16 protein-coding genes are annotated in these 17,315 nt (G+C 47.7%); 8 read left to right on the top strand and 8 right to left on the bottom strand.

Features of this window, described 5'->3' with window-relative positions; translation table 11 throughout:
- Window positions 1-146: 146 nt before the first annotated feature.
- Window positions 147-617, top strand: a complete 471-nt coding sequence (locus M1D61_RS18530; RefSeq protein WP_046216031.1) for a DUF421 domain-containing protein — start codon at window positions 147-149, stop codon at window positions 615-617.
- 225 nt (window positions 618-842) lie between these two features.
- Here M1D61_RS18530 and M1D61_RS18525 read toward each other — a convergent pair whose 3' ends face one another.
- A complete protein-coding gene (locus M1D61_RS18525; RefSeq protein ID WP_458120076.1) occupies window positions 843-1,403 on the bottom strand; it encodes a helix-turn-helix domain-containing protein in 561 nt (186 codons plus the stop codon).
- Window positions 1,404-1,536: 133 nt separating this feature from the next.
- Between M1D61_RS18525 and M1D61_RS18520 the strand changes: the two genes are divergently transcribed.
- The 3 genes from M1D61_RS18520 to M1D61_RS18510 all read left to right on the top strand — a co-directional run bounded on the left by M1D61_RS18520 (window position 1,537) and on the right by M1D61_RS18510 (window position 4,975).
- On the top strand, window positions 1,537-2,259 hold the full coding sequence (locus M1D61_RS18520; RefSeq protein WP_458120075.1) for an AzlC family ABC transporter permease: 723 nt from the start codon (window positions 1,537-1,539) through the stop codon (window positions 2,257-2,259).
- Window positions 2,256-2,579 (top strand): AzlD domain-containing protein, encoded by a 324-nt coding sequence (locus M1D61_RS18515; RefSeq protein WP_458120074.1) that lies wholly within the window; start codon window positions 2,256-2,258, stop codon window positions 2,577-2,579. The genes M1D61_RS18520 and M1D61_RS18515 overlap by 4 nt, the downstream gene beginning before the upstream one ends.
- Before the next feature lie 572 nt (window positions 2,580-3,151).
- Window positions 3,152-4,975: a sensor domain-containing diguanylate cyclase gene (locus M1D61_RS18510; protein WP_458120073.1), complete on the top strand. Its 1,824-nt coding sequence runs from the start codon at window positions 3,152-3,154 to the stop codon at window positions 4,973-4,975.
- Window positions 4,976-5,076: 101 nt separating this feature from the next.
- Here the strand turns inward: M1D61_RS18510 and M1D61_RS18505 are convergent, their stop codons facing one another.
- From M1D61_RS18505 to M1D61_RS18490, 4 genes are all read right to left on the bottom strand, one after another.
- Window positions 5,077-5,757 (bottom strand): Na-translocating system protein MpsC family protein, encoded by a 681-nt coding sequence (locus tag M1D61_RS18505; protein ID WP_458120072.1) that lies wholly within the window; start codon window positions 5,755-5,757, stop codon window positions 5,077-5,079.
- 240 nt (window positions 5,758-5,997) lie between these two features.
- Window positions 5,998-6,438, bottom strand: coding sequence for a hypothetical protein (locus tag M1D61_RS18500; protein ID WP_458120071.1), 441 nt, complete (start codon window positions 6,436-6,438; stop codon window positions 5,998-6,000).
- A gap of 305 nt (window positions 6,439-6,743) precedes the next feature.
- Window positions 6,744-8,237, bottom strand: coding sequence for a pectate lyase family protein (locus M1D61_RS18495; RefSeq protein ID WP_458120070.1), 1,494 nt, complete (start codon window positions 8,235-8,237; stop codon window positions 6,744-6,746).
- A gap of 396 nt (window positions 8,238-8,633) precedes the next feature.
- The gene (locus M1D61_RS18490) at window positions 8,634-9,080 is read right to left on the bottom strand and encodes a YtxH domain-containing protein (RefSeq protein WP_458120069.1); all 447 of its coding nucleotides are present in this window, start codon (window positions 9,078-9,080) and stop codon (window positions 8,634-8,636) included.
- A gap of 143 nt (window positions 9,081-9,223) precedes the next feature.
- Between M1D61_RS18490 and M1D61_RS18485 the strand changes: the two genes are divergently transcribed.
- The gene (locus M1D61_RS18485) at window positions 9,224-9,361 is read left to right on the top strand and encodes a hypothetical protein (RefSeq protein ID WP_458120068.1); all 138 of its coding nucleotides are present in this window, start codon (window positions 9,224-9,226) and stop codon (window positions 9,359-9,361) included.
- A 79-nt stretch (window positions 9,362-9,440) separates the two neighbouring features.
- Here the strand turns inward: M1D61_RS18485 and M1D61_RS18480 are convergent, their stop codons facing one another.
- Window positions 9,441-10,640, bottom strand: a complete 1,200-nt coding sequence (locus M1D61_RS18480) for a M20 metallopeptidase family protein (RefSeq protein WP_458120067.1) — start codon at window positions 10,638-10,640, stop codon at window positions 9,441-9,443.
- A 267-nt stretch (window positions 10,641-10,907) separates the two neighbouring features.
- Between M1D61_RS18480 and M1D61_RS18475 the strand changes: the two genes are divergently transcribed.
- Window positions 10,908-11,777 (top strand): class I SAM-dependent methyltransferase, encoded by an 870-nt coding sequence (locus M1D61_RS18475; protein ID WP_458120066.1) that lies wholly within the window; start codon window positions 10,908-10,910, stop codon window positions 11,775-11,777.
- A 341-nt stretch (window positions 11,778-12,118) separates the two neighbouring features.
- A complete protein-coding gene (locus M1D61_RS18470; protein WP_458120065.1) occupies window positions 12,119-14,068 on the top strand; it encodes a fibronectin type III domain-containing protein in 1,950 nt (649 codons plus the stop codon).
- Window positions 14,069-14,265: 197 nt separating this feature from the next.
- On the opposite strand, the gene M1D61_RS18465 is transcribed toward M1D61_RS18470, so the two are convergent.
- Together M1D61_RS18465 and M1D61_RS18460 are read right to left on the bottom strand one after the other, a co-directional pair.
- Window positions 14,266-14,799: a DoxX family protein gene (locus M1D61_RS18465; protein WP_458122556.1), complete on the bottom strand. Its 534-nt coding sequence runs from the start codon at window positions 14,797-14,799 to the stop codon at window positions 14,266-14,268.
- A 718-nt stretch (window positions 14,800-15,517) separates the two neighbouring features.
- On the bottom strand, window positions 15,518-15,748 hold the full coding sequence (locus M1D61_RS18460) for a hypothetical protein (protein ID WP_458120064.1): 231 nt from the start codon (window positions 15,746-15,748) through the stop codon (window positions 15,518-15,520).
- A gap of 547 nt (window positions 15,749-16,295) precedes the next feature.
- Here M1D61_RS18460 and M1D61_RS18455 point away from each other — a divergent pair.
- A complete protein-coding gene (locus M1D61_RS18455; protein WP_458120063.1) occupies window positions 16,296-17,291 on the top strand; it encodes a LacI family DNA-binding transcriptional regulator in 996 nt (331 codons plus the stop codon).
- Window positions 17,292-17,315 lie beyond the last annotated feature (24 nt).

The raw sequence follows: 17,315 nt of genomic DNA, 5'->3' as shown, positions 1-17,315 counted from the left end.
TAGTCATCCTGGTATGTATGTGATGCCCGGAAGTTGTGTCATGCTGAATGATGACGGGTAACGACTGCTAGAGCTGCATATACCGTAATTCATGATTTGATCGGCATATTAAAGTGTAGCCAAACCATTTATGGGGAGGACCGCTCATGTTTTTTGATACCTGGGGAGATTTGTTTCGCATTCTTGTTATCGGCATATTTTCATATGTATATCTAATGATCCTCTTACGGATATCCGGCAAAAGAACGTTATCCAAACTGAATGCTTTTGATCTGATAGTGACCGTAGCACTGGGTTCAACTCTATCTTCTGTGATTGTCAATAAAAGCATCTCGCTTACCGAAGGATTTCTCGCGATGACACTTCTTGTGCTGCTGCAGTATCTGGTCGCTTATACCACCATACGCAGCAAGAAGATCAAGTCGTTTATCAAAGCAGAACCGCGCCTTCTTTTTTATGAAGACGAGTTCCGTGATGAAGCTATGGAAGATGAACGAATTGCCAGGGATGAAGTTATGCAGGTGGTTCGTCAGCAGGGAATGCAGGAGATGGATAAAGTAGCGGCCGTCATACTGGAGACGAACGGGAAAATATCTGTCATATCCAAGTCGTCCTGAGCCAGATACATCCAGAAAACACGTATCCACTATCAAACAGGCAACCCCTCCTTTTTCATAAAAAGGAGGGGTTGCCTGTTTTTTGAGCCTATCAGGATCAGTGAATGGTTCCGTCTATCGCTCGTTCCAGTGACTGCACCATCTGCGCAACAAATTGCTGTGACAGGTTCACCGGTATATCCAGCAGCGAGAGGTATGGTCCCCTGCTTTCACAAAATAGAATATCTACTGCAGTTCGTCATCCGGATAATGCATCATCATGAAAAAGCTTGCTTTCTCTGCAGTCGGATTGGTATAGCCATGCAGGTTCTGACCGGAGAACTGCATAGCATCGCCCTCGGTCAGCTCGTATTTCTGTCCCTTGAGGTCGACGACCATTAATCCTTCCTTGACGATCAGATACTCTTCACCCGGATGGGTCTTCGGTTCATGAATGCATCCCGGCAGAAGCTCTACGATATACAACTCAAATCTTCTATCCGGATGATAAGGGAAAAAAGGATACACCCGGTACTTGTCATCACTGTCCATAATCATGTTCACTTCATGGATATTCACCCTGCGAACGATAATTTCTTCTTCCTTGAGAAAGCTTGTAAATGATACCTGCAGACCATTGGCGATTTTCCATAGTGTGCTGACGGTAGGATTGGATTTTACGTTTTCAATTTGCGCCAGCATCGCTTTGCTGACACCGGTCAATTCGGATGTCTGATCAAGAGTGAGATTTTTGCTTTTGCGGATGCGAGCCAGATTTTTGGCAATTACACTCTGTATGGCTTCCATCGTATTTCTCCTTTTTCCCTTGTTTAATATAATGGAATATTGTATGTTATATTAAATAAAAGTACGTTATAGTAAACTTTAGTTTATTTTAACATACAAAAGATACGACAAACCAGCAGGGGGACATAACATAATGAAGGATGTTCAGGCCATTACAAAAGAACAGACCGAGCCTACTTTTGCCAATGGGGTTAGGGATGGCATTCCTACACTGCTTGGCTATATCAGTATCGGTCTGGCTGCCGGTATCGTGGGAGCCGCTTCGCATCTGAGTGTGCTGGAGGTCGGACTGATGTCCCTGCTTGTCTATGCGGGAGCGGCACAGTTTATCATATGTGCGATGCTTGCTGTGCATACGCCGATCTCCGCCATTATTTTGACCACATTTGTGGTGAATCTGCGAAATTTTCTGTTGAGCGCGACGCTGGCTCCACATTTTACACGGTATTCGCTACTGCGGAATATGGGTATCGGCCTGCTGGTCACGGATGAGTCATTTGGTGTAGCAGCCGGCCGGATCGCTCAGGGGAAATCGCTGAATGATCACTGGATGAACGGACTGAATCTGACTGCCTATGCCAGCTGGATCGTATCCTGTGTCGTCGGCGCCATGTTCGGCAGTTGGATCGCCGATCCGGAGCAGCTGGGGATGGATTATGCACTGACGGGCATGTTCGTCGCCCTGCTTGTCCTGCAGCTGGACCATCTGGCACCCGAGAAATTAAAGCATTATTTGCGCTTGATGGTCTATATGGTCATTGCGATGCTGCTGCTGTCCATGGTCGTATCTTCCCAGCTGGCCGTCATTATTGCAACGATCATCGTAGCAACAATCGGGGTGGTGACCGAAAAATGACGATACAATGGACGACTCTCATGGTCATCATCGGCTGCGCACTCGTGACCATGATCCCGCGTGTACTGCCTTTTATGGTCGTACGCAATCTGAACCTGCCGAAATCCATACTCCAATGGCTGTCCTATATCCCGGTGTGCATCCTGACGGCCCTGGTCGTCGAAAGTTTCCTGATTCAAAACGAACATTCCCTGCAAATCGACTGGCAGGCCGTTATCGTACTCATCCCCACCCTGGCTATCGCAATCAAAACCCGTAGCCTGTCTATCACCGTGATCTCCGGCATAATTATGATGGCACTGGTACGTTATTTCTTCTAATGTCCCCAACCTGATGGAATCCCATCAGGTTTTTTTGCCGAAGTGCTCTAATTCACACCCAAGTAATCCACCCTGTTCCAAGGTCGCTAACATATAATGAGCTTGTCCGATCCTGCAAATGCTGGGAAAGTGAAAGTAAAGGGTTTGAAGTCTATATGTACCTGCAAAATGTTGCTCCCCACACAGAACGCAAGAAAGGAGATCAGAGCAAAGTACGATCTAAGCGTTTGGCATTGGAAACCCAGATACAATGAAAAGTGATTTTTGCGCAGCAAAACACCTTACTGTTTTAAGCCTGGAGAGGTACGGCGTTTTCACATTGCAGATGCTAAAAAGGATGTACGATCCATCTGTATCATTTCTTGGTTGATTAGTGCTAAGGAACGCTTTTTATGAATCTTCACGATTAATTTTGTATCTTTATCTAAAGTAATAAGGCTTTACAGCAGATAATAAAATAGAATATTTAATATGTTAAATTAAAATGGTACTTAATGGTTAATTTATTAACAAAGCTGAACGGAATTTGTGAATGCGACACAAGAAGCGACAGGCAGGTAAGGAGACGATAAATGAAAAAGTCCCTCGTCAAAATTTTTCAGGAAGAGAACTTTATCGGAGCGGGCGTTGTCAAAACGAATCTCTGGTCCATCATGATTTTTTTGCTGATTGTGGTGTTTGGGTTATTTTATGTGAATCATTCTGTCCGGAATGATTATGGACAGGTTAAGGAAGCTGCCGATCTGCAGATCATGCTGCTATCGCTGGAAAATGCGCTGGTAGATCAGGAGACTGGACAGCGTGGTTTTTTGCTTACAAATGATATCTCTTTTCTGGAGCCATTTGACCGCGGGAGCATGGAGTACCAGATTATTTCCAGTGAGATTATGGACCGGCTGGACTACTATCCGGAATATAAGGCAGACACGCAGCAGTTAATTGACATCGGGACTAACTGGAAGCTCAATTACGGAGACAAACAGGTGCATAAGTCAATGTCCGGTCGTCAGGTGACCAGTGAAGAGCTGCTGGCAAGCAAAAAGCAGTTTGATTCCTTTCGGGAACAGCAGGTCGTGTTGAACAAAAAATTTGAAGAGCTGCGCAATCAGATGCGTAACCAGATGCTTCGTAATATTGTAATCACACTGGTCAGTATGGGAGCAATGTTTGTACTGTTCCAGTGTATTATGCTGTATTTTATCCAGCGGGGGCTGCAGCGGATTACTGTTCCGATCGTCCAGCTGGATAAAGTGGTATCCTCCTATGCTAACGGCAGCATAGCTGCCGAGCTGCCGGCCTATTCGTCTTCCAATGAAATCGGCCGGTTGATCCATACGTTTGAAGAGATGCGCCTGGAAATGCAAAAAGACCAGCGTCTCCTCGGATATACGTATCAGATGATCAACACGCTCAATCAGGCCAAATCGGTCCAGCATGTCTATCAGGAGACGCTGATGGGCATATGGAACATGATCGAATGCGAGCGCCTCTCAATTATTACCCAAAATGCAGATCGCAGCTTTTCCATCAAATCGTCGATCTATCACGGCGTTATCGATCACAAGGAAATCGCTCTGGCGGGAGAGCAAAAAGATGTAAATGAACTGCTGGAAGGCGGCTTCTCCATGATCCACGAAGACTGGAATATGTATCGTCCGGCAGGAGCGGTAACGAACTATTTGTACGAGAATGGGATTCGCTCTTCCATGCATATTATTTTACGCAAAGAAGCCCGGGTGGTCGGCGTACTCAATCTGATGTCGCCGAAACGGGACCATTTCTCGAGTCAGCAAAAAGTCCAGATTGAGAAACTGGCACCGATGATTGTGACAGCGATCGAGAATGCCAGAGAGACGGATAAAATCCAACGTCTGGCAATGAGGGATGGTCTGACCGGCCTGTGGAACCGCCGCTATTTCGATGAGTCATTACACCAACTGATGAGTCGGGTAGTCAACGTGGATGCCGAGCGTCGTCTGCTCTGTCTGATCCTGCTGGATGTCGATCACTTCAAAAGCTTCAACGACAATTGGGGGCATCAGGAAGGGGATCTGGTGCTCAAGCATCTGGGACGCGTGCTGAATGATTACTGTCGTCCGGGAGATACGACGGTACGTTATGGCGGAGAAGAATTTGCCGTGCTGCTGCCGGACACTTCGCTGTATGAAGCCCGCAGCGTCGCCGAACGTCTGCGCAGGCTGATCGAATTGGAATCACCCTCCCGCAAATATTCCGTTACTGCCAGCTTTGGCGTGGCCGAGTGGGATGGGGTCCAGTCGGCAGAGCAGCTCATTCAGGAGGCGGATAATGCTCTGTACCGGGCTAAGGATGAAGGGCGCAACCGGGTATGCTGCTCCGATCTGAAGCGCGGTGACCAGACGAATGAGGCTGGCTGAATCATTGGCTGTACAGATCCAACCGAGAGTTCCATATCATAAATAATTCAACAGCCCTGCTGACATCGACGTCGGCAGGGCTGTTTGGTATTAGCGATGGATTACTTGTCAAGGATAAGCAGGAGCATACTGAAATCTTGCTCAAAATCCCAGTCCAGATAAGCTGTTTTCAGCGGTCTGCCGAGAAGATCAAGTACCGGCAGTTCTTCCAGGAAAAGCCCCAGCTCCAGTTCACGCTTGGATACCCGAAGTGCACTATTGAATCCTTTTTTGATAATCTGCTTTTCCAGGTTGATGAGCTGCCCTTTGCGCAGGATAACCAGAATATGATCGGACAGCCAGAACGAATCGACGGATTTCGGCGTTTTCTGTACGGATTCGGTGATCTGGCTGATCTTCATATGCAGCTCGGCTTTGCCGGCATACAGATCCTCGTGGGGAGCCTCGGGTTCTGCTTCGAAGATCATGGCGATGACAGCACTATTATATTCCAGCTTCCAGTCGATAAATACATTCACCACATTGTAACCAAGTGTGGTTTCAATCTTTTTTTGCAGTGCAGGAAAAATAAACTGGCTGAGCAAAATGTAAATGTGAGTGTAACACTCATCCGGATCATCGGGCAGTCGTTCATCCCGGGGATCGGTTAGTTCATGTAGCAGAATTGCAGCTGTTTGTTTGTTGGAATACACATGAATTCGATCGGGTTTTTTACCGAACTGACTCTGGCACAGCAGATTAGCCTGTCTAAGGATCGGGTCCAGATGAAGTGGCTGTGACACAGTTAAATCCCCTTTGCAATATATAGTTAAAGTGTATTACCCATAAATAGCAAATTGATAAGCATTTGGATGTATCTTGATTGGGGGATGTGGTTTTAGAGAAAATAAACGAAGCGGCAGGTCACAATTTCGCTGAGCGCTTTATTGACCGCACAGTCAGAAAATAGTCAAAAAGCCCCTGACATTTACCTCAGGGGCTTTTAAAAATATATTAAATTGCGGCGGTATTAAGATTTGTTGCTAGTTAGAGTCTTTAGTGACAGTACCTGCGAATGTTGCGGTAATATAATTGGATTGTTGTGATACACTTACCCGTTTAAGAGTTCCGCCCCATCTTCCTGCGCTACCATTATCTTCTACATAAACAATAGTTGCAGGAATACTATCGGTAAGACCATAATTTCTAACTACAGATACATACTTCTGAGCATTCATAGTGCCAATTGTACCAGTACTATTATAAGAAACACTTGTTACGTCATTCATAGTGCCAATTGTACCAGTACTATTATAAGAAACACTTGTTACGTCATTCTTAGTATAAGTTGGAATAGGAGGCACTGCAGGTTCAATCAATTTAACATTAGGGTTTTCAAGGGAATGAACTATTGAACTTGTTAAAGATTGAGCAGGGCCTGGAATGGTGTGATTTTTTTTGACTTCTGGAGAATCATTTCCCATTGCTAATGCAGACCCGTTGCAAGATAAAACGAGCAGAGGAGTGGCGATAAAAGTATTTGGTAACTTTTTTTGGTAAAACATATAATGTGATGACATTATTATGATTTGTATATATTTTGTTTAACAAAGAAAAATATCTAAAATAAATGCAGATTTAAAATTAGTAAGCTTAAAAAGTAATCTTGAATTTAATACATCATATGAAATCATAACAAATTTTTTACTTATTACAAATCGCTTACTGTAATTAAGGGGAGGCTTTATTATAATTTCATATGAGATGTGAATGTATAGATTTACAAGGTTCAATATCTTGTCAACAGCCAGTTCTCCTTGGTCCAGCCCAGCTTGCCGGATCCTGCACCATCAGCAGCAAGCAGACGGGTAACCAGTGTAGCTGGATCATCGGTCTGGTAGTTGTAAGGCAGTGTGCTGAATCCATTCCACGAGAACGGCTTGGCCGGAGCCGGATAAGGAGCGAGAGGGCTGCCGGCGCTGTCGCTATCACCGCGGAACGTCTTGCCATCATTCACATAAATGGTGTCCAGTGCACGGATTTTGCCGGTATAGCTGGCATCGGTCGGGTCCGCCTGATTGTTGCGAATCGGAGAAGCGACATCCATAATACGGGATTTTTCCACCAGCAGTGCGCCATCTTCGGTAGAGATCGCGCCGTTACTGGTTACGGTAAAATGATAACCTTTGGATGTAATCGCCTTTTCCATCGCCGGAGTGATACGCTTCTTGGCTGCGGCGAGACCGGAAGCGTCCATCACAATATTATACGCATGGGCATTACCGCCGCGCAGGCGAGGCATCCGGTCCTGAATATCCAGATAATAGTTGTGATGCAGCGTCACTTCCAGATCGGCATTATCCGAGGCAAATTCGGTAGCGCCGACGAGGTGGGTCTTTTTCTGGCCGGAGGAGATGGCGATGATATCCTCCATGGTCATGCCAACCGCGCTGCTGCGCAAATAATTGTACATGGGATAGGCGGATTTGCTCGCTTCCATCGCCTCGATTTGCTGTCTGACCCAGCTGCCGCTGCTGCCGTTGTCACCGCGGAAATAGGACCAGGAGATAGTTACGCCGGAGCTGCCTTTTTTGACATCGACGATGCCGTCATAGGCTTTGTTGAATGTACAGTGATCGATCCACACTTTGGAGCTGGCGCCTTCGACGGTGAGGTAATCCCAGTCGTTTTTGTCATAATCGCCCTTGGACGCTTCGTCCCATTCCCATAATTCGTCAAATTCCAGATTACGGATGATGAGATTGGAACTGCGTTTGACCGTAATGCCGGCATGCTTGATTTTGGCACCATTGGCCGAGAAAATGGTCAGTCCGTCAAATCCATCAATACTCAGCTTGCTGACACCGGTTTTTTTGAGTACCGGATGGGTGAGCGGGGCATTATGAGCGGCAAAAGGCGAAGTCTTTGCGGCTGCTGGCAGCTCATTCCAGCCCAGATCCAGATCGTTCATAATCTCGATCACCTTGATGCCCGAATTTTTGCGCAGCGCCTGGGCGAGATCAGTGGCATTGTATACTTTTTTGTAACGGCTGTCGGTCTCCGGGATAGTGCCGCCGCCGATATTGCCGGTGGAGAAGCCGGTCAGATTATAGACGTTGTATGGAGAAGCAGCCTGCATTTCCGATAAGATAGCGCTTTCATAAGTGTTGGCAGAAACGGAATCGGCAGCATGGGTCTGCGCACCGGATAAAGGCAGAGCAGCCAGTGCCAGTACACCGCTTAACAGCAGGGTCATTCCTTGGTGCAGTCTTTTCTTTGTCATTTTATCCTTCTCCTCTTTGGACAAATGTGGTGGATGGAATATAAGATCAGTTCCCTGTATGCAGGATCTGATTCTTTCCTTTTCTGATCTTGCATATTCACAAAATAACACCGGTCTTATAAAAGGAAAAAGAGGAAGTAAGCACTAATTCGTAGACCGAAAATGACATATACCGCATATCTCAATCCAATCAGGCATGAATGCTGTTGAATAACGTCAGATTACATATATGTATACCGAAGGGCTGAATATGAAATAATAGAAGCAGAAGCCGGACAGGGAGTAATGGCAGTAAATGAAGAGGGCCTATAAGAGCGGCCAGACAGCAAAAGCCGGAAACGATCTCTGGGTAGAGACCGTTTCCGGTAGATATCTTGGCTGCTGGATTTGGATAAATTAGAAGCCTACGGATGAAGGAGTTCTGCCTTCCGGTAAAGCTTGTCCAGACGAGGAAGACTGGGAAGATGGCGAAGACTGTGCAGCCTGTGAAGAAGAGTCGGAAGAAGAACTATCACTGGATTTGAATGCCTGTACTTCGGTCTTCAGTTCGCCTGCAGAAGTCTGCAGCACTTCTTTCCATTCTTTGACTACACTGATCGCTTCCTGTACGACAGGCGTAATCTCACGGATCATCTGGATAATCTCCTGACCACGACTTGTAGCCAGCTGTGTTTTTTCTTTGGCTGTTACCGCCAGCTCGGAAGCGGAAGAGGCCGCACTTGCTGTACCTGTTTTGAGGCTGTAACGCATATCTTCTCCGGACTTCGGTGCCAGCAGCAATGCCGCCCCTGCTCCTACCAATGCTCCCGTAATAATTCCATATACCAGGTTTTTCGTTTCCATATTGATCTCTCCGTTCGTTATAGTGATAGAAGCTGTGAATAGTTCCTGTCTGGCTATCTACAGCATACTTACCCAATGAAACGGCATTCGCTCACATATCGGCAAAGGAATTCGCAATATTTTATAGAACTGGAGGAAAAGACATGATCCTGCATATTACAGCAGCAACCATGAATGACTACGAATATCTGGCGGCGAAGGATATCCATCTGTCCAATACATCAAAAAAGGACCCGGCAGTCTGGCCAGGTCCTTACTTCCATTATACAAAGGGTCAATAGCCGCACAGGCATGCCGGTTAGACACATACCCAGAACCATCTGACTCCTGCAATGCTGTCCATTTCCATCCATTCCTGCGTCAGCCGTTCACCGGCACACGCTTGGACAGCAGCTTCTCTGCCGTAATACCGAGGAACACGCATCCGGTATTGAGCAGCGCCTGTTCGTCAATATCAAAGCGCGGATGATGATGCGGGAAGCCGGTATGTTCGCTCTCATTTTGCGAGCCGACATAGAAGAAGTTACCCGGCTTGTGCTCCAGATAGTAGGCAAAGTCTTCCGCACCCATCGACGGTTCGGGAATATCGAACAGCGCCTCTTCGCCCAGTGTGCTCATGACGATCTGACGTACTTCCTCGGCCTGTGCCGGAGGATTTACTACAGCCGGGTAGCCGTGGGTATAATCAATCGTATAGGTTGCCCGCTCGGCAAGGGTAATGCCGTGCACCATCGTACGAATATCGTCTTCAATCTGCTTGCGCACTTCCGGATCAAAAGTACGCACGGTGCCTTCGATTTTGGCTTTGTCCGCGATCACGTTAAAAGCTGATCCCGCCTGGAAGACGCCAACGGTAACGACCGCGGATTTGAGCGGATTCACATGGCGGGAGACAATATGCTGCAGCGAGCTGACCACCTGGCTGCCGATCACAATCGAATCAATCGTCTGATCCGGCTTGGCCCCGTGACCGCCTTTACCCTGAATAGTGATGGAGAATCCATCGGCTGCCGCCATCGATGGACCGGCAATGACACCGATTCGTCCGAGCGGAAGATAGCTCGCCAGATGGGCACCGTATACTTCGTCCACACCATCCAGTGCGCCGTCATCGATCATCGCTTTGGCACCGCCGGGAATCTGCTCCTCGGCATGCTGGAAAATAAATCGCACATTGCCTTCCAGCTGCTCCTGATGCATGCTCAATACTTTGGCGACGCCGAGCAGTGCCGCCGTATGACCGTCATGACCGCAGGCATGCATAACGCCGTCATTTTGCGAACGGTAAGGAACATCATTCTCCTCATGAATCGGCAGGGCGTCAAAGTCGGCACGAAATGCAATCGTCGGCCCGGGCTGTCCACCCTGCAGATCGGCGAGAATGCCGCCTTCACCGACACCGGTACGCACCTGGTAACCAAACTGGATCAGCGTATCCGCGATGAACTGGGCAGTCTTTACTTCCTGAAACGAAAGTTCCGGGTACTGGTGCATATGTCTGCGCCAGGCGACAATCTGTTCATGCTGTGCTTTTAATTCCTGAATCCATTGCTCTTTCATGATGATTCCTCCTGTTCTGTATATCGTCCATCTTTTAATGATAAAATAAATTCCATAATTTACAAGAAAGGAATGACTCTAAATTATCACGCTTCACTTTATATGTCAAATTTTACATTAGAAAGTAGCCTGAAACTCCATCCTCATCCTGCCGATTGGTATCATCCACTACCATTTCATAAATAAATAGCTCGCATCCTGTTTCGCTGCATCATTATTGCTTGAACAATACAATATAGGCAAGACGTAGAGGGAGAGGTGTATACAATGGATACGCAAGAGCATATGCTGGACGAAATTATCAGCTGTATGGCGGTAGCCAAGGATCATCCGGAGATGCAGCGGGTTCAGACCCGGCATCGGCTGAATCTGGTGGATTTCTGGGATATTCCGCCAGGCAGCAAAGTACTGGAGATCGGCTGCGGTCAGGGAGACACAACCGCTGTACTGGCTCACCGGGTCGGCCGGGACGGGCTGGTGTACGGTATCGATATCGCATCACCGAATTATGGAAGTCCCGTAACTGTCGGAGATTCAGCCAAATTCCTGCTCAAATCCAAACTCGGCTTCCAGACGCGTATGGAATACGGAGTAGATCTGCTGTCACCGGAGACGGATTTCCCTGCCGCTACCTTCAGTCATATTGTACTATCCCATGCGTCCTGGTATCTGAATTCCAATGAAGAATTGACAGCTATCCTGCGCAAAATACACAAATGGGGCAAAAAACTTTGCTTTGCCGAATGGGATACCCAGATTCAGAATATGCACCAGTTTCCGCATCTGCTCTCTGTCCTCATTCAGGCCAAATACGAATGCTTCAAAGAAAGCAGCTCGGCCAATGTGCGTACTCTGTTCACCCCTCAGGACATTCGAGATGCTGCGGCGGAGGCAGGCTGGGTCATCCGGCGCGAGCAGGTTATTGCTGCCAACGATCTGCAGGACGGACAATGGGAGACCGAGACGGTACTGCGTGATTATGGCAGGGAACTCGACGAGCTGGAGCATTTGCCGGATAAATTAAAAATGCTGATCCGCTCGGAAGTTCGGCTGCTGGAAGATTCCGTACGCGGCTTGGACCATCTGGAATCGATGTCCGCCTATGCGATGACAGCAGACAGCGCAGAAATTAAATAGGCTGTGCTGTAAATCTGAGCCTTTCTCCATAAGATGGAGAGAGGCTTTTTTTGCTGTGATCCAAAACAAACAGAATCAGTATGGGATACGCAATATCGACGATATTTTTTATGAGTATTAATTATACATTTATGGGAAATAATTATTTTCAATAAGGTGTTAAATGATTATGATTAAGGCAGATTCACTGTAAAAGGAGGTGTGTAACGAATATCCTGCATATGCAGGGATTTGACGTGAATTCTGGGATAACCGGATAGAGACCAGCAGGATACAGCATACGAATAATATCGGCGGAGTACGTACTTCAGGCGGACGGGTACAGTATAAAGGAGGCTATTATGATGACGAGATCCAAAGGCTTTAAATGGTACATGTGCTGCTGTATGCTGCTGGTGTTACTATTGCCCGCAGCGGGTCGCTCGTATGCGGATACAATTGAAGATATGCAGGGCAGTACGCTGCCTGCGGGAACGACTTATACAGCCAGTGGCACCGAAGGAGTGACATTTGAACCGGAAAATATAGGCGATGGCAACTGGTACAGCATCTGGAAGCTGAATGCCCGGTATGCCCGTCTGCAGGTTGTTTTTCCCGAAGCGGTTAATATGAAAGCGGTACAATTGTCCACTGGCAGTATAGGCAAGCGCTACGAGACGTATACGGTGGAAGGCTTGCAAGATGGGAAATGGAGCCGTCTTGGCAAGAAGACGTATAAACTTGACCCACAAGATTACGTCGCTCTTGATCCGATTCCGGTGCCGGAAGGCTGGTATGATGGTATCCGAATTACAGCTCAGTCCACCCGGCCATATCTGCTGATCAGCGAGCTGCAGTATATTTCGGATCTGAATTCCCCGTCAGGATTGAAGACAATCTATGGAAATCAGCAGCTGCATCTGACCTGGCAGCCGGTATCCGGCGCTTCCGGCTATCGGGTGAGATATGGTCCTGAATCGGGTGTATATACGCAGACACTCGATGTAGCCGCCGATACGTATAGCGGGCTCACCATTCCTAATCTGAACAATCGACAGACCTACTATTTGACCGTAGCTGCTCTGGATGGTGGATCACGAAGCAACTACTCCAATGAAGTGCTCAATATACCGGTCGACGGTTTTGATTTTCCGAGTTATATGACCGGTGGCTCCAACGATGAGTGGTATCGTCATCCTGTAATTAATACGAGAGATCATAATATGTCCACTACGTGGAGGCATGATGGAAACGATCCGCAGGGCGAGCTGTATTATGAATTTTTCTATCCGCTTTATGTAAGCGAACTTCAGCTCATCGTCTCGGCAGCGGTAGACAGTAACCTGACCTATACCATCTTTAAGGGAAGAGGGTCATCCGAGCAAGTGCTGGCCCAGCGACAGATTCATCTGGAAGGGGCTAAGTCTCCGGTAGCACTGGAACCTTTTCCCGTGGCGCCGGGCTGGTATACCGATATTAGTGTGCGCATTGAGTCGTCCACCGCGCCAATCTTCGTCAACGAAGTACGTTATAACACCGACCATACTCCGGTACAGAATGTAAAGGCGACGAGCGGGAATGCGCAGCTCCTGCTCACCTGGGATAAGGTAGCAGAAGCCGATCAATACCGGATCACCTATGGCAATGAATACGGCGATATTGCGCAGACCGAGATGGTGACTGTGAGCGAGGACGCCTATGCCGGTTATACGCTGACAGGTCTGATCAACAATGGCAGTCCTTATTACGTACTGGTACAGGCAGTTGTGAATGGTGAAGACTATGGCTATTCGGAAGTGGCTGTCGCTACGCCGCGAAGCTATAGCACCGGAGACTTCCTGCCGCTGGACACCAAGGTGACCGCATCCGGTTCGTTTGATAACGCCCTGCCGGACTATGCAGCGGATCGTAACCTGCGCCAGGGCTGGGTGCCGGAGAGTGGAGAACACAAAAATGGCACAATCAATTTCGCCTTTTCCCAGCCTATCGATATTCATGCGGTGCAGCCGGTGGCTACCGTGCATCCACCCGCAGCACAGCACTATATAATCTATGGTCTCAAAGGCAGGGACTGGATACTGCTGTACGATGGACAGGTACAGGTGCCGTATAATCCGGCAGGGGGTGTGCTGGAGCCGATTCCGGTAACGCCAGGCAAATATGAGGGACTGATGCTGGTAATTGATGCATCACCCAATTGGGTGGTGCTGCAGGAACTGCTCGTATTTTATAATCAGCCGGGCAGTTCGGTTCTGGCAGATACGTATGGGGAGCAGGCGGTGCCAACCGTGAGTGATAACACCTACCAATAGCAGCAGTACCTATCGGTGGAATTTATCATGAGCGCCCACGTACTATCATTCCCTTTATTCTGATAAGAAAAGGACAATCCCCCTGCATGCTTCTTTAGCCGAAGCGTACAGGGGGATTGTCAGGTGATACACAGTATGGTTATGAAGGGAAGTGGGCGGTTCTTTATTTGTATATGAATCCGCTGGATGTTCTCTGGTTAAGCTGCTCTATGATCGGGAGCGGGTGCTGCAGGTGTGCCGCCATGTTTGGTATGTTTTTTGAAAAGAGTGGCTTTCAGGTAAGGCAGTACCCAGCGGTCCAGACCGATTTTACCGGCATTGGCACCAGCGACGACGATGAAGATCTCGGCCAGCAGCAGGTACGGGTTGGTGCTCACAGTACCCGAGAAAAGGAAGGCAAAGTTCATGACCATGCCCATCAATGCGGCGACTGTAGTGAACGTACCGAGGATCAGTCCCAGACCGACGAGGAATTCGCCGATCGGTACGATTACATTAAACAGCTCGACATTCGGCAGTGCAAAGTTCTGGAGGAACGTGCCCCAACCTGCCTGGACACTTGGATGCTCGCCGCCGGTGCTGGCGATTGCACCTGTGAGGAACCCGGTGGCGTCGAATCCGCCAGTCAATTTGCCCCAGCCGCCTTCAATCCACTGGAAGCCGATATATACGCGAAGTACAGTCAATAACCACATTGCCACTTTGTTTTCTCTAAGCCATCTGTTCATGATGGATCACTCCTTGGGTTGGTATAGGGTGCCGCTGTAACGGCCCGGTTGGTGAATGTATAATCTGAAGTCTGGTGACTTCGTGTTGGGTGCTTTTTGATGGAAGATGATCATCTCTTTCATGTCTTTATATTAAATTAAAACTAAAATTTAATATGTGATTAAAATCACAATGCTGTGTGGAATTTGAAATAAATTTGGAGGGTTTGCCATAGACCGCTCCGGAAAGAGATAGGGGCACGGCCTCCGGTTAAGCCTGGAGATCCTTGGGTTGTGGGAGAAGATGAGGATCTCCAGGCTTAAATGTCGTTCGTCGCCCCTATTCCCCTTCCTGCGCTCTGTGCATCTATTTGTACATATGTACCTTCATGAATATGTCTTTATGATCTCTTTGTTGTACAAACATAATTGATAATTCATTTGTATGGTAAGGCTTGGATAAAAGGCTGCTTGTCATGTTATAGTTTATGTATAATCCTGGTATTAACACAGCTTTTTCATAACAAAGCGAAGCAGCCAGACAAGTGCGATCAGTACAACAATCAGCATAATCACTCCGGGAATACCTACGCCACCAAACATAATGAATACCTCCTTAGTCAGGCTCGAGTCTGTTATCATATTTTATAAGTGAACAAGTACAAATACAAACAAGTGAGAATTCCAACGCTAATTCCTAGTACCCATTTCATGTCGGCAACTATTCTTTGTATCCGAGCGGTTACCGGCTCTTATTCTCTTCTCGCCATTTCTCCAAGCCTTCCAGGATCTGATAAATCCACACAGCTACGGCAATATAACAGGACAGACTGACCAGATACTTGATCCCATTTTCCAGCGTAAACCATCCGGCGGCCATATCATATTGCAAAAGGGAAAGTCTGCGAAAACTGAGGTTGCCGATCACGTTAGCCAGCAGAAATGCCAGAATGAACTTGCGAAGTGTTTTCATAGAAGCCTCCTTGAGATGAGGATCGATGGGAAGACGAGATTTATCTTCAGATAGCTGCCTAATAATTTGGGTTGTAAAATAAATTGCGTTGCAGGTAGGTAATTGCATGATATCGTCTATATTGCTGCTTATTACCCTTCATCTGCAGGGCTGATTCTCCTACAGATACAAAGGCGCTGATAAAACTCCTACTGAATGGGACAGTAGTGATAGTAACTGCAGAGGAGTCTGCAATACTACGTCGAATAAGAAAATATATAATCAAGAAATTAATGAAAGAAAGCGGTGTTGCAGACGAAACAGTTACGTAACGATACGATAGCGGCAGGTAATAATGATTACGGACAATGCAATGTAATAGAAAGCATCAAATAAGATCCAATGGATGATGCAAAGCGCACTGAAGCAGTTAAAGCAAAACCAGCTTAAACTGAGTACAACCCTGCACAACCTCTCCATACTCATATGAAAAAATACCATTTGCCAAAATCAAAACCTTGTGATATTTTATATATGTAACCGGTTACAGATTCGAGGTGAGCAGCAAATGACAACTATAAAAGATGTAGCAAGCCATGCAGGTGTATCGGTAGCCACCGTCTCCCGTGTCATCAACGAGACCGGCTATGTTCATGAAGATACCCGGCGCAAAGTTGAAAACGCTATCCAGGAATTGAACTATACGCCCAATGAAGTGGCGCGTTCCCTATATAAACGCAAATCCAGATTGATCGGTCTGCTGCTGCCTGATATTACGAACCCTTATTTTCCACAGCTCGCTCGTGGAGTGGAGGATCGGATGCAGGAGAGCGGATTCCGCTTGATCTTTGGCAATAGTGATGAGAGTCAGATCAAAGAGCAGGATTACATACAGACTTTTGTGCAAAATAACGTAGTCGGTGTGATCTCGTCTACCAATGATCCGGGTTCGGCTTCGTACCGTTCGCTGAAAATCCCGGTAGTTTTTCTCGATCGTATATCGAGTGATCGCCCGGCGGTCTATGCGGACGGCCGGGAAGGCGGGCGGCTGGCGGCACAGCAGATGGTTCAGCGCGGCAGCCAGCGGATTACGGTGATGCAGGGACCGGCTCATATTCGTCCGGCGCAGGACCGCTTTCAGGGTGCGATTGAAGTGCTGCAGGATATGGGTATGAACTATCAGGTCACGCAGACCTCGTCGTTTTCCTTTACCGAAGCCGATCGGTGGGCGAGAGAGCTGTTCAAGCAGCATCCGGATACCGACGGAGTGATCGCCAGTAATGATATTACGGCCGCAGCCATCATTCAGGAAGCCCATCGTCTCGGGAAAAAGATTCCGGGCGACGTGCAGATTATCGGATTTGATGATACCCCGCTCAGCAATTTGTTATCGCCGGCACTGTCGACGATACGCCAGCCTGCTTATGATATGGGGCGCGCGGCCGCCGATCTGTTGATTCAGCTGATCGAAGGCACTGCCGTAGAGAAGCGTACGATCCAGATGCCGGTGCAGTTTATCGAACGGGAGACGACCCGTCCGCTGTCAGAGAGAGAGTTGTCTTAATATAAAATAGTCATAACGAAAGGT

It is taken from the genome of Paenibacillus sp. Z6-24, from assembly GCF_054161335.1.
Note: the sequence above shows the minus strand (reverse complement) of the source record. Positions and strands in the feature narration are given on the sequence as shown.